Raw genomic sequence first — 26,460 nt, forward strand, 5'->3', positions numbered from 1 at the left:
ACAGGTCCGTACCAGAGTATTGACGGGCCCTTATCTCACTTCTTAAATCAAGAGGCATCACATTCGCTCCCCCCACACCGAACGGAGAGCCATGGCCTCCCCGCGTCTGCTCCGCAGATGTCTCCTCGCCGCCCTGTCCGCCGCGCTGATCGGTTCCGCCGCCGTCGGCCCCGCCCGGGCGCAGACCGCCGCCCCCGCGGCAGCGGCCGCCACCACCTTCTCGGACACCTTCGACGGGCCCGCGGGTGCCGCGGTCGACTCCTCGAAGTGGACCCTGGAGACCGGTGACAACGTCAACAACCACGAACGGCAGTACTACACGTCGGGCACGAAGAACGCCGCCCTGGACGGACAGGGCCACCTGGTGATCACGGCCCGGAAGGAGAACCCGGCCGGCTACCAGTGCTGGTACGGCAGCTGCCAGTACACCTCGGCCCGGCTGAACACGGCCGGCAAGTTCCAGGCCACCTACGGCCATGTCGAGGCCCGCATGAAGATCCCGCGCGGGCAGGGCATGTGGCCCGCGTTCTGGATGCTCGGCACGCCGGTCAACTGGCCGGACTCGGGCGAGATCGACGTGATGGAGAACGTCGGCTTCGAACCCTCGACCGTGCACGGCACCATCCACGGCCCCGGCTACTCGGGCTCGGGCGGCATAGGCGCCGGCTACACCCTGCCGAACGGGCAAGCCTTCGCGGACGCCTTCCACACCTTCGCCGTCGACTGGGCGCCCGGCTCGATCACCTGGTCGGTGGACGGCACCGTCTACCAGCGGCGCACCCCCGCCGACCTGGGCGGAAAGACCTGGGTGTACGACAACAAGCCGTTCTTCCTGATCCTGAACCTCGCGGTCGGCGGCTACTGGCCCGGCGACCCGGACGCCTCCACCCAGTTCCCGCAGCAGCTCCTGGTGGACTCGGTGTCGGTGACGACCGCGGACAACCCCTCCGGTGTGCCGCTCCGGGGCCTCGCCGGCAAGTGCGCCGACGTCGCCGGCGCCAACAGCGCCAACGGCACGCCGGTCCAGCTCTACGACTGCAACGGCACCCCCGCGCAGCAGTGGACCGTCGGCTCGGACGGCACGCTCCGGGCGCTCGGCAAGTGCCTGGACGTGACGGGCAACGGTACGGCCGACGGCACGGCCGTCCAGCTGTGGGACTGCACCGGCGGCCCGAACCAGAAGTGGACCGTCACCGCGGCGCACGACATCGTCAACCCCCAGGCGAACAAGTGCCTCGACGTCACCGGGAACAACTCGGCCAACGGCACCCGGCTCCAGCTCTGGACGTGCTCGGGCGGCGCCAACCAGAAATGGACGGTCGGCTGAGCCGTCCGCTCAGTGCACTCTCCACGTGTACTTGTCGCCGCCCACGAAGCGGACCACGTCCGGGTCGTCCAGATCGTGGATGGGAAGACCGTGGGCGGCGGCGGCCTCCAGCACGTCCGTGACGGTCCGCGCCTCGCCGATCACCTCACCGTCGATCTCCATGATCCTGAACGGCGGCTCGCCCGGCCTGCCCGGGCACACACCGAGGACCAGGATCCGCGGACGGGACATGTAGGGAACTGCTTGTTCGGTCATGCCATCGAGGGTAGAACGCGACCCGCCCGGGCGGGTCATCCACCGGAACCGTCCAGGAGATCGAGAACCACCTTCTCGACGGGCCCCTGCGTGGCCGGACGCCCGAAGTCCCCGTGTTCGCCCAGCCGGGTGAGCGCGGGGGCGATGGTCACCCCCTGTTCGAACAGCTCGAAGACCTTCGGGTCGATGTACGACGCCCGGCACACCGCCGGGGTGTTGCCCAGGTAGTGGCTGACCTCGCGGACGGCCCGGGCGATCTGCCGGCGCCGGGCCGCCTCGGTGGCACGGGCGTGGCGCGTGGTCACGGCGAGCGCGACGGAGGCCAGCACGGTGGCGTGCCAGGTGCGGAAGTCCTTGGCGGTGACGTCGGTGCCGGTGAGCCCGCGCAGCGCCGCGTTGAGGTCGTCGCCGTGCAGGTCGTGCCAGGCGCCGCCCTCGTGGAAGGCGAGGAAGCGGTCGCCGCCGCGCGGGCGGCGCAGCAGCGCGAGGGCGACGGTGCGCACCTGGTCGTCGACGAGGGCGCGCACCATCTCGACGCCGCCCTTCGCCGGGAAGTTGAAGGTGATCTCGCCCTGTCCGCAGGCGACGTGCTCGCGGAGCATGGTCGTCAGGCCGTAGGTCTCGCTGGTGCGGGTGTGCCGGTCGCTGCCGATACGGAAGAAGCCCAGGTCGAGCAGGCGGACCGCGCAGGCCGTCACCCGGGCGCGGCTCAGCCCGCACCCGGCCAGGTCCAGGGCCACCTGGGCGCGCAGCTCCGGCAGGGCCCGCGCCACCTGCCGTACGTGCTCGTGCTTGGCTCGGTCCTGCTCCGCGCGGAACTGCTCGTGGTACAGGTACTGGCGGCGCCCGGCCGCGTCGGTGCCGACGGCCTGGAGGTGGCCGTTGGGCCAGGGGCAGATCCACACGTCGCGCCAGGCGGGCGGGATGGTCAGGGCGCGGACGCGGGCGAGCTGTCCGGGATCGGTGAGGCGCTCGCCGGTGCAGTCGACGTAGCGGAATCCCCGGCCGCAGCGGATGCGCCGGTAGCCGGGGCCGTCGCAGGAACTGGTGCGCAGTCTCATCGGCGTCTCAGGGCCGGCGCCAGTCGTCGCTGGTCAGATGCGAGCCGGCCTGGGGACCCATGCGCAGCATGCCGCCGTCCACGCTCCAGGAGGCGCCGGTGACGTAGGAGGCGTCCGGGCTCGCCAGGAAGGCGATGACCGCGGCGACCTCGCGGGCGTCACCCGGCCGGCCCAGCGGTACGCCGGGGCGGCTCACGGTCTGCACGTCGGTGTCCTCCTGGCCGGTCATCGGGGTGGCGATCTCGCCCGGCGCGACCGCGTTCACGGTGATGCCGTACTCGGCCAGCTCCAGGGCCATCACCTGGGTGAGCAGGCCGAGCCCGGCCTTGGCCGCGCAGTACGGGGCCGCGCCGACCCGGGGCTGGTGCTCGTGGACGGAGGTGACGTTGACGATCCGGCCGCCGTCGCCCTGCCGGATCATGCGGCGGGCGGCCCGCTGCCCGAGCAGGAACGGCCCGACGAGGTCGACGTCCAGGACCCGGCGCACATCCGCCAGGTCCAGGTCGAGAAAGGGGGTCATGGTCCCCGTACCGGCATTGTTGACCAGCACGTCGACGCGGCCCAGTTCCTCGCAGAGCCCGTCCACGGTGTCGGCGGCCTCGGGCGGCCGGGTCAGATCGAGCCGGCCGACGACGGCCCTGCGGCCGTGCGCGCGGATCTCCCGCGCGGTCTCCTCGGCGCCCTTCTCGTCGGAGTGCCAGGTGAAACCGACGTCCAGGCCGGCCTCGGCCAGCCGTACGGCGGTGGCGCGGCCGATGCCGCTGTCCGCACCGGTGACGACCGCCGTGCGGCGTGCTGCGGCTGGGCTGGACATGACGGCCTCCTCACATCCGGGTGATCACCGCAGTACCCGGGGGCGGTGCGGGCAAACCGGTGCCGGGGACCGCGCACCGCGGCGGGCCGGCGTGGGGCGTGTCCTGCGGTTCGCCGCGCCCCCGCGGGGTGCCCGGTGTGAACCTGGTGTGCATGGAACCCGTCGCCGCCCTGGACCGGATCGCCTTCCTGCTGGAGCGGTCCCTCGCGCCCACCTACCGGGTACGGGCCTTCCGCACGGCCGCCCGGGTGCTCGCCGCGCTGCCCGGGGAGGAGGTGGCCCGGCGGGCGGCGGCCGGGACCCTGGAGACCCTGAAGGGCGTCGGGCCGAAGACCGCCCAGGTGGTGCGGGAGGCGCTGGCCGGTGAGGTGCCCGGCTATCTGCGCACGCTGGAGGAGGAGGCCGGTGCGCCGGCCCCGGTGGACGGCCCCGGCGCCGCGCTGCGGGCCCTGATCCGCGGGGACTGCCACACGCACTCGGACTGGTCGGACGGGGGCAGCCCGATCGAGGAGATGGGGCGGGCGGCGGCCGGGCTGGGGCACGAGTGGACCGTGCTCACCGACCATTCGCCGCGCCTGACCGTGGCCCGCGGACTGTCGCCGGAGCGGCTGCGGGAGCAGCTGGAGGTGGTGGCGGGGCTGAACGCGCGCTGGGCACCGTTCCGGCTGCTCACCGGCATCGAGTGCGACATCCTGGAGGACGGCTCGCTGGACCAGGAGCCGGAGCTGCTGGAGCGGCTGGACCTGGTCGTGGTGTCGGTCCACTCCAAGCTGCGGATGGACGCCCGGTCGATGACGCGCCGGATGGTGGCCGCCGTCCGCAGTCCGCACGCCGATGTCCTCGGGCACTGCACCGGGCGTCTGGTGACGGGCCGGGGGCGGCCGGAGTCGGAGTTCGACGCGGCGGAGGTGTTCGCCGCGTGCGCCGAGTCCGGCACGGCCGTGGAGATCAACAGCCGTCCGGAGCGACTGGACCCGCCCCGGCGGCTGCTGCGCGCGGCGGTCGAGGCGGGGGTGCTGTTCGCGGTCGACACCGACGCCCACGCGCCCGGGCAGCTGGACTGGCAGATCCTCGGCTGCGCCCGGGCCGAGGAGTGCGGGGTGCCGCCCGAACGGGTGGTGACGACCTGGTCGGCCGGGGAGCTGCTGGGCTGGACGCGCGAAGGACGGCTGCCGGCACGCGTGGCAGGGTCCGGGCGTGGTACCCGGTCGGAGAGCTGAAGAGGAAAGGACCCCCATGGACCGCGCCGCCGTGTTCGACGTCGACGGAACCCTCGTCGACACCAATCACCTGCATGTCGTGACCTGGTGGGAGGCGTTCCGGCAGGCGGGTCACGACGTGCCCATGCACGCCGTGCACCGGGCCGTCGGGCTGGGTTCCGAGGACCTGGTCGCGCATCTGCTCGGCGACGACCGGGACAAGGACCAGGACTCGGCGCTGAGCGCCGCGCACAAGGCGCTGTACGGCCAGTACTTCGACCGGCTGCCCGCCCTGCCGGGGGCGGCCGAACTGCTGCGGCGGCTGAGCGGGAACGGCTGGACGGTGGTCCTAGCCACCTCGGCGAGCGGTGCCGAGCTGGGCGCGCTGCGCCGGGCGATCGGCGCGGACGACGCCATCACGGACACGGCGAGCGCCGACGACGTACGGGAGGGCAAGCCGTCACCGGAGCCGGTGGAACACGCGCTGGAGCTGGCCGGGGTCCCGGCCTCGCGGGCCGTGTTCGTCGGGGACACCGTCTGGGACATGCAGGCGGGCAGCAAGGCCGGCGTCCGCTGTGTGGGGGTGCTGTGCGGCGGGCTCCCCCGGGCCGACCTGGAGGAGGCGGGCGCCGAGGCCGTGTACGCCGACCCGGCCGACCTGCTGGACCGTCTGGCGGAGAGCCCGTTCGGCGGGGAGTGACGCAGGTCATGCCGGCCGGGCGGAACACTCCGGGGTAGTTGCCCGTTGAACCAGCCGTGGGTGTGGACGGGACAGTGTCCCCGGGCCTCACCTTCTGCCCACAGGGACGATCGTCCGGCTGAAGCCCTGTGGAGCGTCTCGCCGCGAGGCGACCGCCGTCCGCACCCACCTCCGACCGCCCCGGCCGTGATTCCCCCGTCACGGCCGGGGCTTCTCTCTGTCCGGCAGCCTGCCCGGCGGCCCGTTCACCGGCCGGCGGCGTCCGCCGCGGCCGCCGCGGCCGTCCGCCCGGGCACGGACCCGGGCACGGAGCCGAGGAACTCGCGCAGGTCCGCCGTGAGCAGTTCCGCGTGCGTGGTGAACAGGCCGTGGCCGCCGTTCTCGTAGACCTTCAGCGTGCCGTCCGGCACCAGGCGTGCCGCGCGCTCACCGGTGAGGGCCAGCGGCGCCGAGGTGTCGTGGGTGCCGTGCACGACCAGCACCGGGACCCCGACCGTGGGCAGCTCCGCGGTGAGATCCAGGGCGGCGACCACGGCCCGTACGCCGTTCGAGGCGCGGGGCGTGGAGGTGAGGCAACGGTCGATCAGATGGCGGACGTACTCCGGCGACACCTCGTTGCCGGGCCGGTGCACGGCGAAGAAGTCGTCGGCCGAAGCGGCGAAGTACGCTGCCCGGTCACGCCGGAACACCTCGTCGTCGGCCTGGACGGCCGCCGGGTCCAGGCCTTGCGGCAGGCCCGGTGAACGGACCAGGCCCGGGGTGACGCCGGCGACCAGCGCGGCACGGGCCACCCGCGCGCTGCCGTGCCGGGTCAGGCAGCGGACCACCTCGGCGGTGCCGACCGAGTGCCCGATCAGGGTGGCCTCGCGCAGGTCCAGGTGGTCGAGCAGGCCGTGCAGGTCGTCGGCGAGAGTGTCCAGGCCGTACCCCGTCCAGGTGTCCTCGGACCGGCCGTGGCCCCGGCGGTCCAGGCCGACGCAGCGGTAGCCGGCCTCGGCGAGCGGCAGCATCTGGTGCTCCCACATGTCGTGGCCCAGGTAGGCGCTGGCGACGAAGACGGCGACGGGCCCCGTGGCGGGGCCGTGGTCGGCGTAGTGCAGGCGGGCGCCGTCGACGGGGCTCGCGAAGTACGGCATGGAAGGCCTCCTGGGGTTCCGGTACGGATCCGGCGGCGGGACGGGACGTCCGCCGTGCTCGGTGATCCGATGGTTCCGCGGAAGGGGCCGCGCGGTCGATTACCCGTGACGTCATGCCGCGTGTGCGGGCACGGCGCCCGGGTACCCGGCCGCTCGTCTCAGCCGCCGCCGTGACGACGAGAGGAGCCGAAGGTGAGCAGCTCAGTGGGCAGCAGGGTCGTCGTGACCGGCGCCACCGGCAATGTCGGGACCAGCGTGGTGCGTCTGCTCTCGGAGGATCCCGCCGTCAAGTCGGTGCGGGGACTGGCCCGGCGGACACCCGAGTGGTCGCCCGCGAAGACCGAGTGGTCCGCCGTCGACCTGGCCTCGGACCGGGAGAACCTCGCGGAGCGCTTCGAGGGCGCCGACGCCGTGATCCATCTGGCCTGGGCGTTCCAGCCGACCCACGACCCGGCCACCACCTGGCGGACGAATGTGCTCGGCAGTATCCGGGTGTTCGAGGCGGTCGCCGCGGCCCGGGTGCCGGTGCTGGTGCACGCCTCCTCCGTCGGGGCGTACTCGCCGGGGCCGAAGGACCACGCGGTGGACGAGACCTGGCCCACACACGGCTGGCCGGACGCCGCGTACTGCCGGGAGAAGGCCTACCTGGAGCGCACCCTGGACGTGTTCGAACGCGACCACCCCGAGGTGCGGGTGGTCCGCATGCGGCCCGCGTTCCTGTTCAAGTGGCAGTCCGCGAGCGAGCAGCGGCGGATCTTCGGCGGGCGGTTCCTACCCGGTCCGCTGGCCCGGCCGGAGCTGCTGCCGTTCCTGCCGGACGTCCCCGGCCTGCGGGTGCAGGCCCTGCACACGGACGACGCCGCCGAGGCCTACCGGCTCGCGGTGCACACGGACACCGCCCGCGGCCCCTTCAACCTGGCCGCCGATCCCCCGCTCGACGCCGGCGTGCTCGCCGAGCTGCTCGGCTCACGGCCGGTGCGGCTGCCGCGTACGGCCGTCCGGTCGGCGATCGCCGCCGCGTGGGGGCTGCGCCTGCTGCCCGCCTCACCGCACCTGTTCGACGCCGTGCTGCGGCTGCCGATGATGGACAGCGGCCGGGCGCGCGCCGAGCTGGGCTGGCAGCCGCGGTACACGGCGACCGAGGTCCTCCAGGAGTTCCTGGACGGCTTCCAGAAGGGCGGCGGCATGGAGACCGAGCCGATGCGGGGACGCAAGGTCGGCTGAGCACATCACCGAGACCCACAGTTCGAGCCGAAGAGGAGCGGAGAACACCATGGCGGTGCAGGAACCCGGTGGCACGTCCGGAGCCGAGGAGCGGCCGGTGCCCAGGGACATGCCCGATCAGCAGGCCGGTCCCGGCGAGGACCCGCTGGACGTCGTACCGGGACACGCGCTCGGCGACACGCCGGACGAGGACGCCGTGCCGGACGAGGGAGCCGTGCCGGACACCGACGAAGCCGGCAGCGGCCCGCAGGGCGCGCCACGGCAGGGCACGGTGCACCCGGAGCATCCCGCGCCCCAGGAACCGTCGGACTGAGACCCCCGTACGGGCGTCCGCGCGGGCCGGCGCACCGTACGGGCCTTCGTGGGGAGCGCCGGCTCAGCGCGGGGCGCGTTCCTGGAGCGCGGTGCGCCAGGCGGGCAGCCGGGCCTCGCCGACCGGTTCCGGGCGCCGTCCGCCGCTGGTGAAGAACGCGGCCAGCGGCAGGATCGCGGCGCCGACCGTCACCGCGTCGGGCCCCAGCCGGCCGAGGTCGATGGTCACCTTGTCCGCCGGGTGCCGCAGGGCGTACGTCGCCGCGTGTCGGCGTACGGCGGGCAGGAAGCGGGCGCCGAGCTGGAGCCCGGCCCAGCCGCCGATGAGGATGCGCTCGGGCTGGAAGAGGTTGATCAGGTCGGAGAGGCCGGCGCCGAGGTACTCGGCGGTCTCCTCCAGGACGGCCAGCGCGACCGGGTCCGCCGCGTCGCCCTCGGCCGGGTAGGCGGCGGCGAGCATCGCGGTGAGCGCGGTCTCCTCGTCGGTGTCCGCCGGCGGCCGGCCGCCCTCCTCGCGCCAGCGGGCGAGCAGTGACTCGGCGCCCGCGTACGCCTCCAGGCAGCCGGGCGCGCCGCAGCGGCAGCGACGCCCGCGCACCCGGACCGTCAGATGACCCCACTCCAGGGCCTGCCCGTGCTCCGCCTCGGGAGTGACCAGGCAGGCGCCGACGCCGGAACCGAACAGCACGACCACGGCGTTGCGGGCCCCGCGGCCGGCCCCGAACCACATCTCCGCCTGGCCGAGGGTCTTGGCGCCGTTGTCGATGAAGTACGGCACCTCCTCGGGCAGCGGTGAGGACGAGCGGAGCAGCTGCTCCAGCGGGACCGCGTCCCAGCCGATGGTCTGCCCGTGGACCACGGCACCCCGGTCCGGGGAACGCTCGACGATGCCGGGGACGCCGACGCCGACGCCGAGCAGCCGGTCCGGATCGGCCTGCCGGGCGGTGAGGACCTCGGCGACGCCGTCGCGGATATGGCCGGCGATGACGTCGACATCGTAGCCCTGCGGGGTCAACGGCCTCTCCGCGCGGGCGAGTTCGGTGAGGGCGAGGTCGAACAACTCCACGCGGACGCGGGTCTCGCCGACATCGACGCCGATCATCTGGCCGCTGTGCGGGGCGACACGCAGCAGGGTGCGGGGCCGGCCGCCGTCGGAGTCGACACTGCCGGCCTCCTCGACCAGGCCGTCGGCGACCAGGTCCGCGACCACGTTGCTGACCGAGCCGGAACTCAGCCCGGTTGCGGGACCCAGTTCGAAGCGGCTGAGCGGGCCGTCGAAGTACAGCCGTTGCAGCACCGCCGTGCGGTTGCCGCGCCGGAGATCACGTACCGTGCGTCCGTTCCGCCCCGTCATGTGGTTCCTTCCCATCCCCTGCCCGACCTGCAACATACCTCCCGGGCAGGACCGGACGCGACTTCACACGAACCCTTATTTCAAACTATGAGCGAAGCGGGTGCCCGGGCGGATCCGCCCGGGGTTCTGGGGGGCGGGGGTCGGACCGGCGGGTCGGGGGCGGGCGGGGGTCGGGGGCTGCGGGGTTGTGGGCGTCGGGGGGCTGCGGGGGTCGGGGGCTTCGGGGGCGGGGGCTGCGGGGTCGGGGGTTCCGGGGGTCGGGGCCCAGACGGCCCGGGCCGGCGGGGATCGGGGGTTCGGCGGATCCCTGGGGCCAGGAGTGCGGCTAGCTCGCAGGCACAGCGGAGCTGGCAGGCTCGTGGGATCGCGGGCTTGGCGAAGCCCGGGGCTTGGCGAAGCCCGCAGGTTGAGCGGGGCCGGGGGCTCCGCGGGAACGCAGGTCGGCGAGGCCGCAGGTTCGGCCGGATCGGCCGGAGTGCAGGTGCAGCCGGAGTGCAGCTGCGGTGAATTCGCGGGCTCGGCGAGGCCGCAGGCTCGGCAATGAGCGGTTTGGCGGGTTCGGCCGGATCACGCGTCGACGGAGTCGGGGACTCGGCGAAGCCGCAGGACCGGCGAGACAAGCGGGCTCGGCGAAGCCGCAAGGGCGGCACCGCGAACGAGGTGGGTGGAGTGGGCCCGGCCAGGGGGACGGGGCGGGGAGGATGTGCATCAGCTCCATGACCTGCTGGATCGGGGTGCGGCCGACACCGGTCGCGGTGATGTCCACGACGGGGACGCCGGGCAGGGTGCCGGCCGGCTCGGGGTGCGGTGCGGTGCGGTGGGGGGCATGACGCGGCAACTGCCTTTCACGGAAGCGGACGTACTGCTTCCAGGTGGTCGACCCATGGGCCGTGCCCGCGCCACGGCACTGCACGATCGTGCAGTGGAAAGCGTGCGCCGGGACTTGCGCGGGAGGGCCGGACCCGCCCGGGACGCCCCCTTGGAGCCGGTCCCGGATCACACGCCCCGGTGGTCCCGGCCGCGCCTGACTCCCCGTACGGGGCTGTCGCCCGGGGACATACTGATCGTTTCAGAATGAAACGCCTGGCCAGGCGGTTGTCCAGCACCGGCGGCTCTTGCGGCTCGCGTAGGTTGGCCGTCTCATCCGACACACCGCGACGGGGGTCAGCTCATGCGCGGCAGCACCAGCATCCGCCTGATCGAACCCACCGACGCCGCCCCGATCGCCGCGCACAGGACCCGGGACTTCGAGGCTTTCCGCCCGTGGGAACCCGCCCAGCCGGCCGCGTTCTTCACCCCGGAGGGCCAGGCGGAGCGGATCGAGAGGCTGCTGGCCGGCCACCGGGCCGGTACGGCCTGGCCGGGCGTGGTCCTCGCCGGCGACCAGGTGATCGGGCAGGTCACCGTCGGAGGCATCCTGCCGCAGCCACACCTGCGCCGCGGCTCCGTCGGATACTGGATCGCGGGCGCCGCCCAGAACCAGGGGCACGCCGGGCGCGCCGTCGGGCTTGCACTCCGGGTGATGACGGACGAACTCGGGTTGCACCGCGCCGAGGCATCCACCCAGCTGGAGAATCTGCCGTCCCAGCGGGTGCTGCGCCGCAACGGGTTCAGCCCGTACGGTGTCGCGCACTCCTCGATCTTTCTCGACGGAAGCTGGCGGGACGGGCTGCTGTGGGAGCGGATCCTCGGCGACTGACTGATCGACAGGCCCTGACGGAGTCAGCTCGTCCTTCGCGAACGGATGCGCGGTCGTCCGAACCGGCGAAGCCGGGCGAAGGCGCGCCCGGTCACCCGGCGGACCTGGCCCGGTCCGGAGCCGTGGGCGGCACCGCGCCGTCGAGCACGAGCTCAATCGGTCGATGTGACCGAGGACCACACGCCGAACCACTGCTCGGCGCCATAGGCCTCGAACCGCTCCACCTCGACGAACCCCAGCTTCGCCGCGAGGCGCATGGACCGGACGTTGGCGGTCTGGGTGGCGAGCACCACTGGTTCGCCGGGATGCGCGCCGGCGAACCAGTGGAGTGCCGCATGGCACGCCTCGGCGGCGTACCCGTGTCCCCAGGCCCGCGGCAGGAACAGGTAGCCCAGCTCGGCTTTCCCGGCAGCCTGACGAAGGTGCCCCGTGTTTTTGGTGAGCGTGATCTGGCCGATCATCGCTCCGTCCAGATCGACTGTGAAACGGCCGGGGCGCCGGCCGGGTGCCCCGGGTATCGCGCGCTCGAGCTCGTCACGCGGTCGAGGGCCACCCAGATAGGTGCCCACCGCTGGTGAGGCGAGCAGCTCGATGACCGCCGCACGGTCCCGGGCCTCGGGCTCACGAAGCACGAGCCTCTGGGTCTTGATCGGAGCAGGCGGCCAGGCGATGGATCCGAGCTCGGTCATGCCGGTCAGTTGATCAGCAGGCTCGGCAGCGATCAAGATGCACGAGAGGATCGTCAGTTCCGGGTGGAGCGGATCGCCGAGGCGCTGCGGCTGCGGCACCGCTCCCGCTACCAGGTGTCGGTGTGCTGGCGGGCGCCCGGCGGGGCCGAGCGGTGCGGTGAGCTGACCGCGGACCCGGTGAGTGACAGCGTTGAGGAGACACCGGCGCTGCTGGTGATGCTGCGGGCGCGGGGCGAGTGCCCCGCGCCGGGGCCGGCGGCCGGGCCGGTGCTCAGCGCGGTGGAGCGGCGGGTGCTGGCGCTGCCGGCGGGTGGCGCCACCACCGCCCGCACCGCCCGGGAGCTGGGACTGAGCAGGGACGGCGTCACCTATTACCTGCGCCGCCTGTCGGCACGGTGGGGGCGCGGCCAACCGCCCCGAACTGGTCGCCCACGCCTACGCCCTGGGCGTGCTCGCCCCGGGAGCGTAGCCGCCCGGAGTGGCACCGGCGGAGGCGGAGTAGGCGACGGGAACGGCGGCGGCAGCGGAAATCCATTGGCTCGCCGTCCCGGGGGCTGCCTACGCTGACCCGTGAACCTAGACCCCTTAGGTTCACGGCACACCGAAACCGGAGGACTCCCCCATGCGACCCGTCACCGAGCCGGACATCCGCGACTCGTTCATCAACTGCTCCAAGGGCGAGGCCAAGCGGCTGGCGGTCCCGCGTGATCTCGGTGAACGCCCCTGGCACGACCTGGACTTCCTCGGCTGGCGTGATCCCGGGGCCCCCGACCGCAGCTTCCTGGTGACCGAGCGGGACGGCCGGCTCATCGGCGTCACCCTGCGCTACCCCGCCTCGCAGCGCGGTTTCCTGCACCGCAGCATGTGCTCGCTGTGCCTGACCACGCATCCAGGCGGCGGGGTGTCGCTGATGACCGCGCGGAAGGCGGGGACGGCGGGCCGGGAGGGCAACTCGGTCGGGCTGTACATGTGCACGGACCTGGCGTGTCCGCTGTACGTGCGCGGCAGGAAGGTCCCGGATTCCGGCGCCCGGTTCGAGGAGAGCCTGACCCTGGAGGAACAGATCGCCCGTATGACGGGCAACCTGTCGGCGTTCCTCGACAAGCTGTACGCCTGACCGGGCTTGGGGCCCGAGTCCCCGTCCCCGGCGCCGGAGCGGGGCGCGGCGACCAGCGAGCTCATGCGGTGGCCGGCTTCCGCGGTGTCACGCGGTGCCCCGCTCCGACGGCCGCACGCGGTGGCCGACCAGCGTGGCCTCAGCCGGTGCCCTGCTCCCGGTCGCGCCACCGGGCCGCCTCCACCCGGTGGAGGTGGATCAGCACGTCGTGACTGCGGGCGAGGGCCACGGCGCAGGGAACGCCGGGATAGTCGGTGCCGATGCAGTGCGTCGGCCGGGCCGTCGTCAGCCATCCGCGCGCGGGTGAGCGGAGCGTACGCAGGTCGAGCAGGTAATCGCGGTGGCGCACCCGGTCCAGGGTGGCCTCGTTGCTGTCGGGGCCGGCCGGGCCGAGCGTCCAGCGCCGGACCGACCCGTCCGGTCCGGTGGCGTTGAACGAGCCGCGGTCGAAGGTCAGGCCCACGCTCACATAGTCCGGGCCGAGGCGGTCGCGCAGGAAGGCGCCCTGCGCCTTCGGGTAGTGGGCGGGGTCCTGGGGCTCGTAAGCGACGTGCGCGTCGTGCGCGGACAGCAGGATCCTGCTGCCGGTGCGCCGCTGCCAGTCCAGCACGTTGGCCGCCATGGTCGCGTCGCGGTAGCGCATGCTCGCGGCGAGCTGCGCCGGGTCCTCGAAGTCGTAGGAGTACTGCCGGGCGACCTGGTCCACGGTGGTCGCGTTCCGCAGGGCCTCGTCGTACGCCGCCCGGTCCCGGCCCGGCCCGAGCCGCCGCAGCAGTTCCAGTGCGCGGCCGGTACGGCCGGCCATCCGGGCGCGCTGGGCGTACGGCGTCCGCAGGTACTGCTCGATGTAGCGACCCGTCGGCACCGTGGGCCGCAGCCCCCGGTACAGCGCGGCCAAGTGGAAGGACGCCTCGGGGTGTGTGCGCGCCACATAGGTGGTGACCGCGTCGTAGGCCTCGGGCCCGGCCCAAGCGACATCGTCGCCCAGGAAGCGCACCGGGTCGTCGGGGTGCCGGATGTTGCGGGCGCGCATCCACTCCACGAGCCGCAGGTAGTCGGTGTTGTCCCACCACCGGTAGTCCCGCTGGAACTCCTCCGCGAAGATCCGCCGCGGGTCGCCCGTGCCGTGCACCACGTAGTCGTCCAGGCGCCGGCCGGTGGTCCAGGGTGCCTCCAGGGCGAAGGTGCGGAAGCCCTTCTCCTCGACCAGGTGGCGGAACACCCGGTCCTTGAGGGCGAAGAAGTCGTGCGAGCCGTGCGTGGCCTCGCCGAGCCCCAGCACCCGGGCGTCGCCGGCCATCCGGTCCAGGGCGCGCAGGTCACCGCCGGGGCCGCCCGGTTCCACCGTGCGCAGCGGGTGGGCGGCCCGGTCGAGGGCGGCGACCACCGGCCCCTGCGGGGAGGGTGCGGCAAAGGCCGCCTGCGGTACGGCCGCGGTGCCGGTGGCCAGGGCAGTGAGCAGGGTGAGCAACGAGCCGATCCGGTGTCGTTTCATGGCCCCAGGCTGCGCGGCCCGCCCCGCGCGCGGCCATGGGGTCAGCCACCTTTGCGGGGGTCGGGCAAGCCCCCGGCCGGGACCGTCTCCCTGGACGACAAGGACCGATGAGCACACCTGAAACTTTGCGGACAGGAACGGTCGGTGAAACGATCATGTTCGATGGGCCCGATGAACGGGAACAGGCCAAGGGATGCTCGACGTACGGAAGTGGAACACAGGACTGCTGCGACTGGTGCGACGCCACCGGGAGCCGGTGGTCGTCCAGACGCTGCGGTCGGCGACGGCCGCGACGATCGCCTATGTCATCGCGCTCCGGCTGAGTCCCGAACCGGCCCCGCTCACCGCGCCGCTGACCGCCCTGCTGGTCGTCCAGGTGACCTTCTACGCCACCCTGACCAACGGCATCCGCCGGGTGAACTCGGTGGTCGCGGGCGTGCTGGTGGCCATCGCCTTCAGCGTGCTGGTCGGCCTGACCTGGTGGAGTCTGGCGCTGCTGATCGTGGCCGCGCTGGGCGTGGGACACCTGGTGCGCGTCGACGAGTACGTGGCCGAGGTGGCGATCAGCGCCATGCTGGTGCTCGGGGTGACCACGGTCGGCTTCACCGCCTGGGCACGGATCGTGGAGACGCTGATCGGCGCGGTCGTCGGCACGGCCTGCAACCTGCTGCTGCCGCCCCCCGTCTGGGTGGACGAGGCCGGCCGGTCGATCGAGGACCTGGCGCGCCGGGTGCGGCAGCTGATGCTGCGGATGGGTGAGGAGGCCGCGGGCCGGACGCCCTGGGAGCAGGCGGCCGAGCGGCTGCACGAGGCACGCCGGCTCGACCACGACATCGTGCAGGTCGACGCGGCGCTGCGGCAGGCGGAGGACAGTCTGCGGCTCAATCCGCGCGTCAAGGAGGGGCTGCTGCACCGGGTGGTGCTGCGCACCGGTCTGGACACGCTGGAGATCTGCACGGTCGTGCTGCGGGTGCTGGCCCGCTCGTTCACCGACCTGGCGAAGGCCCGCGCGTCCGAGGAGCTGTTCCCGCCGCACGTGGGGGCCACCGTGGAACAGCTGCTGTCGGAGATCGCCGACGCGGTGGTCAGCTTCGCCGTGCTGGTGACGACCCATCTGAGCGAGAACGCCGAGTCGGCGGAGGGCCGCCTGACCGCCGAGCTGCACACCGCGGCCGGCACCCGGGACCGGCTGGCCGAGCTGCTCCAGGAGGAGGTCCGCAAGGACTGGGAGCACTGGCAGCTGCTGGGTGCCGTACTGACCGAGACGACCCGCATCATCGACGAGCTGAACACCGAGCACCGCACCCGCCGGCTCCTGGAGGAGCTGGACCGGGTCTCCCGGGAGCAGCGGACCAGGCTGCCCCGGATGTCCCGGCTGCGCGAGCGGCTCGGGGTCCAGGAGGAGCTGTGGCGGAACCGCGCGGGGTTCGGCGAACGTTCTGGGTGAGAGGGCGCCGGGCGGGCCGGCGCGCCGAGCGAGGGGCGGGCGCATGACCGGTACAGGGGTCCGGATCGACGGGAACACCGTACGGCTGCCGGGCGGGGTGGCGGTGCGGTTCGTGCGCACGCTGCGGCTGCCGGAGACGGGCACGCATCCGCTGCCGCCGGGTCTGGGCGAGTTCCCCGTCCGCCGGGTGGCCGACTACGCCGACCGCGTGCCGGATCAGTGGCGGACGCGCGGTGGCGTGATGCTGCCGGTGTATCTGCGCGAGGCGATGTGGCTGAGTTTCGCCGGTACGACGGAGCCGGCCGCCCTCCAGGTCGGTGCGGGCAAGGTGTGCGCGGTGTCCGGGGAGCGGTGGAGCGACCGACTGGTCCGGCGTCCGCAGAACTACCTGGTACTGCCCCGCCAGCCCTGGCTGGACGGCATCAACTCCGGCAAGGGCACCGTCCGCCAGTTCGTGGCGGTGCCCCTCGGGCTGGGCGCCACGGTCGAGGGCCAGGTCACCGGTGAGGAGGTGTGGGGCGGCATCCAGCTCCGGTCGTTCCCGCTCCGGGACGACGTCCTCGCGCAGTGGCGGCGCCGGGAGGAGCGGGAGCGGCTGGAGCGGGAACGGACGCCGGGCGTGCCCGGCGGATACGGCGGTTTCGGGGTGACCGGCGGGTACGGCGCGGCCCCGCCGCCCATGGTGGGGGGAGCCCCCGGGGCGGCGGGCCCGATGATGGCATCCGCGCCGGGGGGTGCCGTGCCGCCGGGCGGTGCCGTGCCACCGGCTCCGGGCGGCGCCCCGCGGCGCGCCGCGGCCATGGGTCTGGGCGTCGGCGGTTCGATGCGGCAGGAGGTCTACCAGGACGACCGGCCGCTCACGGACTGGTCCGAGGAGCCGGCCGGGCGGGTGTTCGTGCACCTGGTCACGCCCCCGGAGTGGCACCGGATCACCGGTGAGGCGCCGCCGCCGTCACCGGTGGACCGGGCGGCGTACACCCGGGCGGGCCTGCCCTGGTACGACTACTACGACGCGGACGCCGAGGACCTCGCCCCCACGCAGACCCTGGAGGGGGTCAAGCCGGTCGGCGACTGGCTCGGCACCGACCTGGACCCGTGGCAGTCCCCGTCCCCCGGCCAGGTCAGCCCCCTGAAGGACGCCCCGGGCGAGCCGGTGGAGGACGGCGAGTGGTGACCGCCGGGCGCCGGTTGCCGGGGAGCGGTCGGGCCGGTCCCCCCTCCCACGCCCGCGTTGCACAGTGCGCAACACCTGTTGCCGGCCTTGCCCTTGAGGGTGGGCGCGGGCCAAGGTGGCTGTCACGAGCGGGGTGACCGACGACCTGAGGTGCGGCATGGACACGGAGGCACGGGCGGCACGACGGGGTTCTCCCCCGGTCCGGGACGGCGCGGAGCGTCGTGGCGGCTGGAGCAGGCGCCGGTTCGTCGGGGCCGTGGCGGGCACGGCGGCCGTGGTGGCGGTGCCCTCCCCGGCGGCGCCACCGGCGGACGGCCGGACCGCCGCCCACGAGCGGGGCGCCGCCGCGGCGCCCCGCGAACCGTCCGGGCCCCGCCCGCTGTACGTGGGCACCTACACCTCCGCCGAGGGCGGCGGCACCGGCATCGCGCTCGCGTCGTACGACCCGGAGTCGGGCCGGATCACCGGCTCGGGCACGCTCACCGGGGTCCCCGACCCGTCGTACCTCGCCGTGCACCCGGACGGCCGCACGCTGTACGCGGTGGACGAGCGGCAGGACGGCGGCGTCACGGCCGTACGCCTCCAGGACCGGCGGGTGCTCGGCACCCGGAGCACGGGCGGCGCGGGCCCCTGCCATCTGTCGGTGCATCCCACCGGCCGCTGGCTGCTCAGCGCCGACTACGGTTCGGGGAGTGTGGCCGTGCACCCGGTCGACGCCTCGGGCGCCCTGGGCGGGCGGACCGCTCTGGTCACGCACTCCTCCCCGCAGCCGGGCCCCGGCCAGACGGGCCCGCACGCGCACCAGTTCCTCACGAGTCCGGACGGCGGGCACGTCCTCGCCGTCGACCTCGGCACCGACACCGTCTACACCTACCGCCTCGACCTGGCGAGGGGCACGCTCACGGAGGTGGCGCAGGCGCACACCCGGCCCGGCGCGGGACCGCGCCACCTGACGTTCCACCCCGGCGGCCGGTACGCCTATCTGGCCAACGAGGTCGACGACACGATCGCCGTGTGCGCCTACGACCCGGGGACGGGCCGGCTGAGCGTCGGTGAGCCGCAGCCGACGGGCGCCGACGGCGGCACCAACTACCCGGCGCAGATCCTGGTGACGGCGAACGGCCGGTACGCGTTCCTCGCCAACCGGGGCCACAACAGCCTCGCCCGGTACGCCGTCGAGGACGACGGGGCCCGGCTACGGCTGCTCGGCACGGTGCCGGTGGGCGGGGATTTCCCGCGGCAGATCGCGTTCTCCCCGGACGGCCGGCTGCTGTTCGCGGCGAACCAGCGCTCCGGCACGGTCACCGTCTTCCACGTCGACGCGGACGGCGGCGGGCTGCGCTCCGCGGGCGCGCCGTTCGCCTCACCCGTCGCCGTCTGCGCGCTGCCGCTGTAGCGCGCGGGGGCAGGCGGCGGCGCTCGCCTGCGCGAGCAGGACGTGTACGCGCTCGGCGAGCTGGGCGACATCGTCGGCGGGCGCGTGGAAGGGCAGCCGTACGTCACCGTGGGCGCGGCGACGTTCGATGCGCAGGGTCAGTCCGTGCCGGTCGACGGCGAGGGGCGCCACCCGTGTCGCGGCGTGCAGGCTCTCGGGCCGCACCAGGCGGGTGAGGCGCTCGACGGCGTCCGGGTGGGCGTCGGCGAGGTGGGTGAGCAGGCGGGGTTCGGCCTCGGTGAGGGGGTCGGGCCGGGCTGCGGCGAACTCGTCCGGGGCGACGACCACGGGACCGGAGGACTCCCGGAGCACCACCCGGGTGGGCCGGAAGAGGAGGGTGCCCGCGCACGGGGCGAGCCGGCCCGAGAGGTGGAGCCGGGCGCGGATGCGGTCGCGCACCGGGACGGGGGCGACGTCGGCGAACTCCAGCAGGGCGGCGGGTTCCTGGCGGGGGGCGCACAGGGCCGCCGCGAACAGGGCGCTGTCGTCGGGCACCGCCAGCAGCACCGTGCCGTCGTCGGTCACGGTGTGCGCGCCGGTGTACTCCTCGCGGACGCCGTCCGCGGTCACCGCGCACGACCACGCGGCGGCGGGCACGGAGCGGGCCCGTTCCGCGGCGCCGGGTGCGGCCGTCCCGTCCTGCGTGTCACCCATTCCCAACCTCCTATTAGGCAAGCCTTGCCTAACCTATCGGAGATCGAGGCGTACGCCAATCACGCCGCGTCCGTGCGCGGCAGGGAGTTACGCGAGGACGCCCAGCAGTGCGCGGGCACACAGGTCACGCACCTGCTCCCGGGTCGGCTCCCCCTCGCCGCGCAGCCATTCGAGGCAGACGGCGGTGGTGAAGGCGAGCCAGCCGCGCACCGCCAGCCGCACCTGCGGCCCGGCCTCGTGGACCGACCCGAACTCGGGATCGGCGGCGAGCGCGGCCAGGATCTGCTTCTCCTGCGCGGCCAGGGCCTGCCGGTACACGCGGCGTACGGCCTGGTCGCCGGCCGCGTCGGCACGGTGGAAGGCGCGGAAGCCGTGGGCGTGGGCCTCCACGTAACCGAGGTAGGTGTCGAGGCCGGCGGTGAGCTGCTCACGCACCGGCACGCCGGGTACGGCCGCCGTCATGCGCAGCATGCGGGCGCTCTCCCGCTCCACGACCGCGGTGAAGAAGTCCCGTTTGTTCGGGAAGTAGTGGTAAAGCAGCCCGCGGGACACCCCGGCGATCTCGGCGACCCGCTCGATCCGCACCTCGTCGTAGGGGCTCTCCGAGAACAGCCTCGCGCCGACCGACAACAGCTGCTCACGGCGCTCCTCGGTGCTGAGTCTGCGCCGGGCGCGTTCCCCCTGGTTCGCGGGCATGGCGTCACTCTACTTGACGTCGATTCAACAAGGGGACCACACTGGAACCGTTATTGAACTCACGTACAACACGCGCGCGTCACAGTTTCGACCATCCGCTGGATCAAGGGAGATCGCGTCATGGCGGAGACGACGGAGACCGGGCTGCCGAAGGGTTTCCGGAGCGCCGAGCAGGGCTGGCCCGAGCTGCACCGCATACCGCACCCGCCGCGCCGGCTGCCGCTGCTCGGCGATGTGCTCGGCGCGGACCGGCGCCGGCCGCTCCAGGACTCGATGCGCTTCGCGCGCGAACTCGGTCCCGTCTTCCGGCGGCGGGCCTTCGGCAAGGAGTTCGTGTTCGTGTGGGGGGCGCGCCTCGTCGCCGACCTCGCCGACGAGGCCCGGTTCGCCAAGCACGTCGGCCTCGGGGTCGCCAATCTGCGGCCGGTGGCCGGCGACGGCCTGTTCACCGCCTACAACCACGAGCCCAACTGGCAGCTGGCGCACGACGTCCTGGCGCCCGGCTTCGGCCGGGAGGCCATGGAGGGCTACCACGGCATGATGCTGGCCGTCGCCGGGCGGCTCACCGACCACTGGGACCGGCAACTCGCGGCCGGGCGCACGGTGGACGCGCCCGGCGACATGACCCGGCTGACCCTGGAGACGATCGCCCGGACCGGCTTCGGGCACGATTTCGGCTCCTTCGAGCGGGACCGGCCGCACCCCTTCGTCACGGCCATGGTCGGCACCCTCAGCCACGCACAGCGGCTGAACAGCGTGCCCGGACCGCTGGCCCCGCTGCTGCTGCGCGCCGCCACCCGGCGCAACGCGGCCGACATGGCCTACCTCGACCGCACGGTCGACGCCCTGGTCGCCGCCCGCCGCCGGTCCGGGGGCGGTGAGGGAGACCTGCTGGACCGCATGCTCGCGACCGCGCACCCGGTGACCGGGGAGAAGCTGTCCGCCGAGAACGTCCGCCGGCAGGTGATCACCTTCCTGGTAGCGGGCCACGAGACCACCTCGGGCGCGCTCTCCTTCGCCCTGTACTACCTCGCCCGGCACCCGGAGGTCGCCGCCCGGGCCCGCGCCGAGGTCGACCGCGTCTGGGGTGACGCCGCCCGGCCGCGCTACGACCAGGTGGCCAAGCTGCGCCACGTCCGCCGGGTGCTGGACGAGTCGCTGCGGCTGTGGCCGACCGCGCCGGCCTTCGCCCGGGAGGCCCGCCAGGACACCGTCCTCGCCGGGGAGCACCCCATGCGCCGGGGCGCGTGGGCGCTGGTGCTGACGCCGATGCTGCACCGCGAACCGGAGGTGTGGGGCGAGGACGCCGAACGGTTCGACCCGGACCGCTTCGAGGCCGCCGCCGTACGGGCCCGGCCGCCGCACACCTTCAAGCCGTTCGGCACCGGGGCGCGTGCCTGCATCGGCCGCCAGTTCGCCCTGCACGAGGCGACCCTGGTCCTCGGTCTGCTGCTGCGCCGCTACGACCTGGGCATCGACCCCGGCTACCGGCTGAGCGTGGCCGAGCGCCTGACCCTGATGCCGGAGGGGCTGCGGCTACGGCTGGAACGGCGGCGCCCGGCGGCGGGGGCCGCGCGATCCGCAGGGGGTTCCGCGCAGTGGCCCGGGAACTCCCCCGGGGCGGACGCCCGCTGTCCGGTCGCCGGGGCCCCGGTGCCGGTCACGGCTGACGAGGGTCCCGGGTCAGGCGGCCGGTGCCCAGTGCGCGGGGCGGGTGACTGACCCGGGCAGGCGCGTGCCGGCGCTCCCCCGGGCCGCGTTGACCTGCGGCTGGGTGAGGAAGAAGGCCCCGGTGAGGTCCGCGTCGGTCAGGTCGGCGTCGCGCAGATCAGCGCCGATCATGTCGGCGGTGCGCAGGTCCGCGCCGGTGAGGTCGGCGGCGATGAGGAGGGCGCCGCGCAGGTTCGCCCCGCGCAGATCGGCGCCCCTGAGCCGGGCGCCGACGAGGTCCGCGCCCCGCCGGTCCTTGCCCTTGCCCTTCCCCTTGCCCTTGGTTCTCGGACCGGCGTCGGCCCGTGCCAGCTCGCTGGTGCGCAGCAGCAGGGCGTTGACCTCCTGCCGGTGTGCGGCCACGTCCAGCGCGGCCAGCTCCTCGGGGGTCTGCCGGGTGAGCCCTTCGGTCCTCTCCAGGGCTCGGCGCAGCGCGGGGTGGACGGGAGCGGCGGCGGGCAGACCGAGCGCCTCCGTCAGGTACCACAGCAGTTCGTGCAGCTGCCGTACGACCGGAAACGCGTCGAACATCCGTCGGGCGTGCTCCGGGGAGCCGCTGCGCCAGTCCTGCCCGCCGAAGGTGACCTGGGAGACCTTCTGCCCGGCACCGAAGCAGTCGTAGACCGTGCAGCCGGTGAAGCCTCGTGGGCGCAGCTCGGCGTGGACACCGCAGCGGTGGTCCCCGCCGAGGTTCGGGCAGGGCCTGCCCGCCGGTTTGTCCAGCGCGAAGTCGGCGGAACGGGCGAAGGGCAGGGCGACGCAGCACAGCCCGAAACAGTGTGCGCAGTCTCCGCGCAGCTCCGGAAGACCTGCTATCTGATCCGACATGGCGACCAGCCTACTGACCTGCACAGCCGCCCTGTCCGCCGCCGCTCACCGCGCGCGCCGAGCCGTCCGGCGGCGAGGGGCGCACAGCGTCGGCGAGGAGCGGCGCGGCGTGTGCCGCTCTACCGGAGGCGCTGGGCGAGTGCTTTGACGAGGTCGGTCCGCGCGACCCGGAGGGCGAAGTGCTCCGGGGAGCCGGTGGCCGGGCGGGCGTACCAGGGCAGGGCCCGTCGTCGCCACTTGGCGGGGGGCAGGTCCGCGGGGAGCGCGGGCAGCGGTACGGCCCAGGGTCCCAGCCGGAGTTCGCCCGTCCAGACGCCGGCCGGGAGCGTGCCGACGGGCACGGTGGCGTGGAACTCCGCGGGCCCGGAGGCCCGCCGGACCGGGAACTCGGCGGTCGCGCCGCTGTCGTTCGTCAGCGCCAGCACGAGGGCGTCCGGCGGGTACTCGGCCAGCTCGCAGCGCCCGCCGAAACGCAGCGCGGGGGGCGTCTCGTCGCTCCACCGGATGGTGTCGTCGAGGCGGAGAAGGGGCGTCACCCGGTGTTTGGTCTCGCCGAGGTCGAGCGTGAAGTTGCCGTGGGGCCTGGTGGTGTACAGGGTGACGGCGCGCGGTCCCTCCGGGGTGGCGAGCACCCGCGTGGTGGCCGCGCCGGAGACGCCGTCGGCGCGCTTGCTGCCGATCCGGACCTCCTTGGTGAGCCCCTGGGCACCGACCGCGAGGGAGATGTCCCACAGTCCGTCGGGCAGCGGCTCGCCGTCGGCGGCGGTGGCGAGGTCGACGGTGGTCTCGAACCCGGCGAGGTCGTAGCCGTACCGGCCCTCGTCGTCCTGGGCGCCGAGCCCGGGGGTGGCCGTGTGCGTGACGGGCAGCCGGTACTCGGTGCCGCTGTCGCGTTCGCGCAGGACCAGCGCGGTGGTGACGTCGCGGGTCTCCACGCGGTGGAGGTAGCCGTGGCCGGCCAGGTGGAGCGTGCCGCCGTCCATCTCGGCACGGGTGACGTGGTGGCGGATCCCGAGCTGAGCGGTGACGTCGTAGCAGAGGTCGGGGACCGCCCGGGCGGGGTCGCGCAAGAACGGGTAGCGGGCGAGGGCCCGGCCGCCGTCGACGAGGACGGGGGTGGAGACCTTGGACCGGGCGAGCTCCTTCTCGAACTCCACGAGTTCCAGCAGCTCGTCGAGCATGCGGTGGCGTACGAGGTGCAGCCTCAGCCGGGCCATGGCCGACAGCCGTCCGTTCAGCCCCTCGTGCCACAACGGCTCGATTATCCCGGCGAGTTGGTCCAGCATCTTCTCCTGGGTCGCGCGGGGCTCGAAGACGAGCTGGCCGGCGACCATCTGCTGGACTTCCACGGTCAGATGCCGGTGAGCCAGGTGATCGCGGCCGGGGCCGGGCGGCACGTTGTCCAGGATCAGGTCGACCATGCGGGGCAGGAACTGGAGCCGGAGCTCGGAGCCCTTGAGCCGGCGGGTGATGTTGCCCTCGTCCTCGCGCAGCACCCAGTACAGGCAGTCGTAGTCGGCGACCACGGAGACGCCGGAGGCGTGCAGATAGGCGGCGCCGACGAACAGCTGGTCCTCGCCGATCGCCAGGTCGGTGGGGAAACGCAGCCCGAGCCGCTCCAGCAGGTCCCGCCGGAACAGCTTCATCGGGTTCAGCGTCCAGTACACGCGGGAGGAGAAGACGTCCGTGTGCGGCTGGTTCCGCCGGAACATCGACGTGGGCGCCCCGCGTCCGCCGACACCCACCATCTTGCCGAGCACGATGTCGGTGCCGTTCTCCTCGGCCATCGCCACCATGCGCTCGAGTGCCTCCGGGCCGAGGTGGTCATCGGCGTCCAGGAAGAACACGAACGTGCCGGTGGCCTGGTCGAGTCCGGTGTTGCGCGGTGCGGACGGGCCGCCCGAGTTCGCCTGGTGGATGACGCGCAGCAGGCCCGGGTAACGGGCGTCCAGGCGGTCCAGCTCGGCGGCGGTCCCGTCCGTCGAGCCGTCGTCGACGACGATGACCTCGAGCCGGTCCCGGCCGATGCTCTGCTCGGCCACCGAGGTGACGCAACGCGTCAGATACGGCATCGCGTTGTAGGCGGCGATGATGACCGAGACGGTGACGCCGGACATGGGAACGCGCTTCCTATTCACTGCTCAGCGGAATCCTTCGGTTTTGTGTGAACCTACCACGCACCGAATTCGGCACTGATTGGTTGCACGATGAAATAACCGTCGGAACGGCTCCGGACGAATACCCGGTTCCGCACGCGCGATTCCTGCCGGGAGGTGGCGGTGTCCGTGTCACGCCTCGTCGCGGGCGAGCGCCAGCAGCCGGTCCAGGACGTGCGGGGCACCCGCGCGCAGGCCGTCGTGCTCGTACTCGTTGGTGACCCAGGGGCGCAGACCGCGGATCGCGGCGGCCGTCTCCAGCGAGTGCGCCGTGTCGACGTACATGTCGTCGTGGTAGACGGCGGCGGCGGCCGGGACCTCGTTGGCGGCGAGGCGGGCGGGGTCGTACAGCGGGCGCCAGTCGGTGCGGGCGGCGAGCAGCTCGGCGGTCTCGCGCAGCGGGCGCAGCGCCGGGTCGGCGTCGAACATCCAGGGGTGGACCGTCTCGCCGGTGAAGAGCACGGGCGCGTCACCGGTGAGCGCCTTGGCCGCGTCGAACTGCGGGAACTCCGCGCGGACGCGTTCGGCGGCCCAGGCGGTGGGGCGGGCGTCCTGGCCGTAGATCGCCTCGTGGACGAGGGCGTACAGGGGGTGGCCGGCGTACGACAGCAGGGCTCGCGCCTGCTCCTGGAAGGCGTCGGACAGCTCGATGCCCGCCGGGGTACGCACGAAGGCGTCCTCCAGGAGGTGGTGCAGACGGTGGCTGCCGTCGCTCGCGCCGAGCATCAGGCCGAGGGACTGGAAGGCCTCCACGGTGAGGCGGTAGCCGCCCGGCAGGACCACGTCGTGGCCGAGGAGGTGGTCGGCGACCCGGCGGGCCCGCTCGACGTCCTGCGGGTAGCGGGCGTAGTGCGCGGTGACCTTGCGTTCGATGCGCGGGTAGGCGGCCCGGTAGACGTCGTCGGCGTGGGCGTGCAGGGAGGGCAGCCCGCCGGTGACGATCGCGGTGTCGATGCCCTCGGGGGCCAGCGAGAGGTACGTCACCGTGCAGAAGCCGCCGAAGCTCTGGCCGAGCACGGTCCAGGGGGCGCCGCCGGTGACCTGGGGGCGGATGGCCTCGCAGTCGCGCACGATGGAGTCGGCGCGGAAGCGGGCGAGGTGATCGGCCTGCTCGGCGGGGCCGCCGCGCAGCGGCAGCGTCTGCCGGGTGGCGGGCGTGGAGCGGCCGGTGCCGCGCTGGTCGAGCAGGAGGACGCGATACTCCTCCAGGGCCCGGCCTAGCCAGGCCTGCCGCCCGACGAAACGATTCGCCCCGAAACCGGGTCCGCCCTGGAGGTAGAGCATCCAGGGCAGCTCCTGCCCGGCCTTGTCACTCGCCACCACCTCGCGGGCGTACAGCTCGATGGTCTCGCCGCCCGGGTCGGAGTGGTCGAGGGGCACCGTGAAGTGACGGTCGGTGAGGACGACACCGGGCTGGCGGTAGCTGAGGCTCAAGAGGTCTCCCGGGACGGATGGGACGGACACGTCCCAGTTCAGCACATGAGCGCGCCGGAGCCGACCCCCGGGATCATGGTTCGTCACTGAACCACGGGTCAGCGCGGGTCGGCGTGCGGGGAGGCTGGAGCGGCACCCTCGGCTCCGGCTGGAGCACCACCCGCCGGATCTCGTGGGCCCGCTCCCATCGCCCTGCCCTCGCCCACCGGCGGGCCGCGCGGGACGCAGCGGCCGGCCACCCGGTGGACGTGGTGCACCTCGGCGGCGGCACCCGCAACGCGCCGCTGTACCGGCTGACGGCCGGACGCCTGCGGACCGCCGGGGGTGGCGGGCCGGCCGAGGCGGCGCCCTCGGCGACGTCCTCGTCCAGCCCCGCGCGCCAGGGCTCGCCGGTGGCATCCCACGCGGTCCCGGCCGGTCGTCCGCGCCCAGCCGCTCACCCGGTACGCCCCACGGCGGGGGCCGCGGCGCGGCGGGGCCGGGCGAGTGCGGGGCTCACGGCGCCACCCCGGGCCACCACAAGAGAGAACAGGAAGCGGGCATG

General features: G+C 73.8%; 23 protein-coding genes and 1 pseudogene. 12 read left to right on the forward strand and 12 right to left on the reverse strand.

The features are described from left to right. Window positions 1–91 precede the first annotated feature (91 nt). On the forward strand, window positions 92–1,327 hold the full coding sequence (locus tag AB0F03_RS16020; RefSeq protein WP_361991432.1) for a family 16 glycosylhydrolase: 1,236 nt from the start codon (window positions 92–94) through the stop codon (window positions 1,325–1,327). A gap of 9 nt (window positions 1,328–1,336) precedes the next feature. Here AB0F03_RS16020 and AB0F03_RS16025 read toward each other — a convergent pair whose 3' ends face one another. Genes AB0F03_RS16025 through AB0F03_RS16035 form a run of 3 tightly spaced genes read right to left on the reverse strand, consistent with a single transcriptional unit; the run spans window position 1,337 to window position 3,457 of the window. Then, window positions 1,337–1,582 carry a hypothetical protein gene (locus AB0F03_RS16025; protein ID WP_361991435.1) on the reverse strand — a complete coding sequence of 82 codons (246 nt, stop codon included), beginning with the start codon at window positions 1,580–1,582 and terminating at the stop codon, window positions 1,337–1,339. 35 nt (window positions 1,583–1,617) lie between these two features. Then, entirely contained in the window at window positions 1,618–2,643 is a 1,026-nt protein-coding gene (locus AB0F03_RS16030; protein WP_361991438.1) for a DNA topoisomerase IB, read from the reverse strand. 7 nt (window positions 2,644–2,650) lie between these two features. After that, window positions 2,651–3,457, reverse strand: coding sequence for an SDR family oxidoreductase (locus AB0F03_RS16035; protein WP_361991441.1), 807 nt, complete (start codon window positions 3,455–3,457; stop codon window positions 2,651–2,653). Window positions 3,458–3,609: 152 nt separating this feature from the next. Here AB0F03_RS16035 and AB0F03_RS16040 point away from each other — a divergent pair, with 152 nt between their 5' ends. Both AB0F03_RS16040 and AB0F03_RS16045 read left to right on the forward strand, forming a co-directional pair. Beyond that, the gene (locus AB0F03_RS16040) at window positions 3,610–4,677 is read left to right on the forward strand and encodes a PHP domain-containing protein (protein ID WP_361991443.1); all 1,068 of its coding nucleotides are present in this window, start codon (window positions 3,610–3,612) and stop codon (window positions 4,675–4,677) included. A 16-nt stretch (window positions 4,678–4,693) separates the two neighbouring features. Then, a complete protein-coding gene (locus tag AB0F03_RS16045) occupies window positions 4,694–5,356 on the forward strand; it encodes an HAD family hydrolase (RefSeq protein ID WP_361991446.1) in 663 nt (220 codons plus the stop codon). Window positions 5,357–5,601: 245 nt separating this feature from the next. On the opposite strand, the gene AB0F03_RS16050 is transcribed toward AB0F03_RS16045, so the two are convergent. Next, window positions 5,602–6,492, reverse strand: a complete 891-nt coding sequence (locus AB0F03_RS16050; RefSeq protein ID WP_361991449.1) for an alpha/beta hydrolase — start codon at window positions 6,490–6,492, stop codon at window positions 5,602–5,604. A gap of 192 nt (window positions 6,493–6,684) precedes the next feature. On the opposite strand from AB0F03_RS16050, the gene AB0F03_RS16055 reads away from it, so the two are divergent. Together AB0F03_RS16055 and AB0F03_RS16060 are read left to right on the forward strand one after the other, a co-directional pair. Next, entirely contained in the window at window positions 6,685–7,716 is a 1,032-nt protein-coding gene (locus AB0F03_RS16055) for an SDR family oxidoreductase (RefSeq protein WP_361991452.1), read from the forward strand. A 49-nt stretch (window positions 7,717–7,765) separates the two neighbouring features. Next, window positions 7,766–8,029, forward strand: a complete 264-nt coding sequence (locus tag AB0F03_RS16060; protein WP_361991455.1) for a hypothetical protein — start codon at window positions 7,766–7,768, stop codon at window positions 8,027–8,029. Between the two features lie 63 nt (window positions 8,030–8,092). Here the strand turns inward: AB0F03_RS16060 and AB0F03_RS16065 are convergent, their stop codons facing one another. Continuing rightward, window positions 8,093–9,382, reverse strand: a complete 1,290-nt coding sequence (locus AB0F03_RS16065) for an ROK family transcriptional regulator (protein WP_361991458.1) — start codon at window positions 9,380–9,382, stop codon at window positions 8,093–8,095. Window positions 9,383–10,553: 1,171 nt separating this feature from the next. Here AB0F03_RS16065 and AB0F03_RS16070 point away from each other — a divergent pair. After that, window positions 10,554–11,081 (forward strand): GNAT family protein, encoded by a 528-nt coding sequence (locus AB0F03_RS16070; protein WP_361991461.1) that lies wholly within the window; start codon window positions 10,554–10,556, stop codon window positions 11,079–11,081. 152 nt (window positions 11,082–11,233) lie between these two features. Here AB0F03_RS16070 and AB0F03_RS16075 read toward each other — a convergent pair whose 3' ends face one another. Next, window positions 11,234–11,770 carry a GNAT family N-acetyltransferase gene (locus AB0F03_RS16075; RefSeq protein ID WP_361991541.1) on the reverse strand — a complete coding sequence of 179 codons (537 nt, stop codon included), beginning with the start codon at window positions 11,768–11,770 and terminating at the stop codon, window positions 11,234–11,236. Between the two features lie 63 nt (window positions 11,771–11,833). Between AB0F03_RS16075 and AB0F03_RS16080 the strand changes: the two are divergent. Both AB0F03_RS16080 and AB0F03_RS16085 read left to right on the forward strand, forming a co-directional pair. Further along, window positions 11,834–12,239, forward strand: a pseudogene (locus AB0F03_RS16080) (LuxR C-terminal-related transcriptional regulator); the annotation flags it as partial. Between the two features lie 153 nt (window positions 12,240–12,392). Beyond that, window positions 12,393–12,887, forward strand: a complete 495-nt coding sequence (locus AB0F03_RS16085) for an FBP domain-containing protein (RefSeq protein ID WP_361991464.1) — start codon at window positions 12,393–12,395, stop codon at window positions 12,885–12,887. A gap of 139 nt (window positions 12,888–13,026) precedes the next feature. Here the strand turns inward: AB0F03_RS16085 and AB0F03_RS16090 are convergent, their stop codons facing one another. Continuing rightward, window positions 13,027–14,382 carry an erythromycin esterase family protein gene (locus AB0F03_RS16090; protein ID WP_361991467.1) on the reverse strand — a complete coding sequence of 452 codons (1,356 nt, stop codon included), beginning with the start codon at window positions 14,380–14,382 and terminating at the stop codon, window positions 13,027–13,029. A gap of 193 nt (window positions 14,383–14,575) precedes the next feature. On the opposite strand from AB0F03_RS16090, the gene AB0F03_RS16095 reads away from it, so the two are divergent. The 3 genes from AB0F03_RS16095 to AB0F03_RS16105 all read left to right on the forward strand — a co-directional run bounded on the left by AB0F03_RS16095 (window position 14,576) and on the right by AB0F03_RS16105 (window position 18,399). Next, entirely contained in the window at window positions 14,576–15,829 is a 1,254-nt protein-coding gene (locus AB0F03_RS16095; protein WP_361991470.1) for an aromatic acid exporter family protein, read from the forward strand. Window positions 15,830–15,872: 43 nt separating this feature from the next. After that, window positions 15,873–17,003: a hypothetical protein gene (locus AB0F03_RS16100; protein ID WP_361991473.1), complete on the forward strand. Its 1,131-nt coding sequence runs from the start codon at window positions 15,873–15,875 to the stop codon at window positions 17,001–17,003. Window positions 17,004–17,160: 157 nt separating this feature from the next. Next, window positions 17,161–18,399: a lactonase family protein gene (locus AB0F03_RS16105; protein WP_361991476.1), complete on the forward strand. Its 1,239-nt coding sequence runs from the start codon at window positions 17,161–17,163 to the stop codon at window positions 18,397–18,399. On the opposite strand, the gene AB0F03_RS16110 is transcribed toward AB0F03_RS16105, so the two are convergent. Continuing rightward, window positions 18,367–19,092: a DUF2470 domain-containing protein gene (locus AB0F03_RS16110; RefSeq protein WP_361991479.1), complete on the reverse strand. Its 726-nt coding sequence runs from the start codon at window positions 19,090–19,092 to the stop codon at window positions 18,367–18,369. The genes AB0F03_RS16105 and AB0F03_RS16110 overlap by 33 nt on opposite strands. 87 nt (window positions 19,093–19,179) lie before the next feature. Beyond that, complete coding sequence (locus AB0F03_RS16115) at window positions 19,180–19,788, reverse strand: TetR/AcrR family transcriptional regulator (protein WP_361991482.1); 609 nt, start codon at window positions 19,786–19,788, stop codon at window positions 19,180–19,182. Between the two features lie 120 nt (window positions 19,789–19,908). On the opposite strand from AB0F03_RS16115, the gene AB0F03_RS16120 reads away from it, so the two are divergent. Next, on the forward strand, window positions 19,909–21,510 hold the full coding sequence (locus tag AB0F03_RS16120; protein WP_361991485.1) for a cytochrome P450: 1,602 nt from the start codon (window positions 19,909–19,911) through the stop codon (window positions 21,508–21,510). On the opposite strand, the gene AB0F03_RS16125 is transcribed toward AB0F03_RS16120, so the two are convergent. From AB0F03_RS16125 to AB0F03_RS16135, 3 genes are all read right to left on the reverse strand, one after another. Further along, window positions 21,472–22,326 carry a pentapeptide repeat-containing protein gene (locus tag AB0F03_RS16125; protein WP_361991488.1) on the reverse strand — a complete coding sequence of 285 codons (855 nt, stop codon included), beginning with the start codon at window positions 22,324–22,326 and terminating at the stop codon, window positions 21,472–21,474. The genes AB0F03_RS16120 and AB0F03_RS16125 overlap by 39 nt on opposite strands. Before the next feature lie 119 nt (window positions 22,327–22,445). Beyond that, complete coding sequence (locus tag AB0F03_RS16130) at window positions 22,446–24,443, reverse strand: glycosyltransferase family 2 protein (protein WP_361991490.1); 1,998 nt, start codon at window positions 24,441–24,443, stop codon at window positions 22,446–22,448. Window positions 24,444–24,614: 171 nt separating this feature from the next. Then, a complete protein-coding gene (locus tag AB0F03_RS16135) occupies window positions 24,615–25,916 on the reverse strand; it encodes an alpha/beta fold hydrolase (protein ID WP_361991493.1) in 1,302 nt (433 codons plus the stop codon). Window positions 25,917–26,460 lie beyond the last annotated feature (544 nt).

This window comes from Streptomyces sp. NPDC028722, from assembly GCF_040637655.1.
In the GTDB taxonomy this organism is placed as follows: Bacteria; Actinomycetota; Actinomycetes; order Streptomycetales; family Streptomycetaceae; genus Streptomyces.

Bases quoted from the DNA above. Each gene is read 5' to 3' on its own strand.
- AB0F03_RS16045 (WP_361991446.1), top strand. From the start codon at position 4,694: ATGGACCGCGCCGCCGTGTTCGACGTCGACGGAACCCTCGTCGACACC.
- AB0F03_RS16090 (WP_361991467.1), bottom strand. From the start codon at position 14,382: ATGAAACGACACCGGATCGGCTCGTTGCTCACCCTGCTCACTGCCCTG.
- AB0F03_RS16115 (WP_361991482.1), bottom strand. From the start codon at position 19,788: ATGCCCGCGAACCAGGGGGAACGCGCCCGGCGCAGACTCAGCACCGAG.
- AB0F03_RS16030 (WP_361991438.1), bottom strand. From the start codon at position 2,643: ATGAGACTGCGCACCAGTTCCTGCGACGGCCCCGGCTACCGGCGCATC.
- AB0F03_RS16125 (WP_361991488.1), bottom strand. From the start codon at position 22,326: ATGTCGGATCAGATAGCAGGTCTTCCGGAGCTGCGCGGAGACTGCGCA.
- AB0F03_RS16130 (WP_361991490.1), bottom strand. From the start codon at position 24,443: ATGTCCGGCGTCACCGTCTCGGTCATCATCGCCGCCTACAACGCGATG.
- AB0F03_RS16065 (WP_361991458.1), bottom strand. From the start codon at position 9,382: ATGACGGGGCGGAACGGACGCACGGTACGTGATCTCCGGCGCGGCAAC.
- AB0F03_RS16110 (WP_361991479.1), bottom strand. From the start codon at position 19,092: ATGGGTGACACGCAGGACGGGACGGCCGCACCCGGCGCCGCGGAACGG.
- AB0F03_RS16100 (WP_361991473.1), top strand. From the start codon at position 15,873: ATGACCGGTACAGGGGTCCGGATCGACGGGAACACCGTACGGCTGCCG.
- AB0F03_RS16105 (WP_361991476.1), top strand. From the start codon at position 17,161: ATGGACACGGAGGCACGGGCGGCACGACGGGGTTCTCCCCCGGTCCGG.
- AB0F03_RS16050 (WP_361991449.1), bottom strand. From the start codon at position 6,492: ATGCCGTACTTCGCGAGCCCCGTCGACGGCGCCCGCCTGCACTACGCC.
- AB0F03_RS16075 (WP_361991541.1), bottom strand. From the start codon at position 11,770: ATGACCGAGCTCGGATCCATCGCCTGGCCGCCTGCTCCGATCAAGACC.
- AB0F03_RS16020 (WP_361991432.1), top strand. From the start codon at position 92: ATGGCCTCCCCGCGTCTGCTCCGCAGATGTCTCCTCGCCGCCCTGTCC.
- AB0F03_RS16070 (WP_361991461.1), top strand. From the start codon at position 10,554: ATGCGCGGCAGCACCAGCATCCGCCTGATCGAACCCACCGACGCCGCC.
- AB0F03_RS16040 (WP_361991443.1), top strand. From the start codon at position 3,610: ATGGAACCCGTCGCCGCCCTGGACCGGATCGCCTTCCTGCTGGAGCGG.
- AB0F03_RS16095 (WP_361991470.1), top strand. From the start codon at position 14,576: ATGCTCGACGTACGGAAGTGGAACACAGGACTGCTGCGACTGGTGCGA.
- AB0F03_RS16035 (WP_361991441.1), bottom strand. From the start codon at position 3,457: ATGTCCAGCCCAGCCGCAGCACGCCGCACGGCGGTCGTCACCGGTGCG.
- AB0F03_RS16085 (WP_361991464.1), top strand. From the start codon at position 12,393: ATGCGACCCGTCACCGAGCCGGACATCCGCGACTCGTTCATCAACTGC.
- AB0F03_RS16025 (WP_361991435.1), bottom strand. From the start codon at position 1,582: ATGACCGAACAAGCAGTTCCCTACATGTCCCGTCCGCGGATCCTGGTC.
- AB0F03_RS16060 (WP_361991455.1), top strand. From the start codon at position 7,766: ATGGCGGTGCAGGAACCCGGTGGCACGTCCGGAGCCGAGGAGCGGCCG.
- AB0F03_RS16120 (WP_361991485.1), top strand. From the start codon at position 19,909: ATGGCGGAGACGACGGAGACCGGGCTGCCGAAGGGTTTCCGGAGCGCC.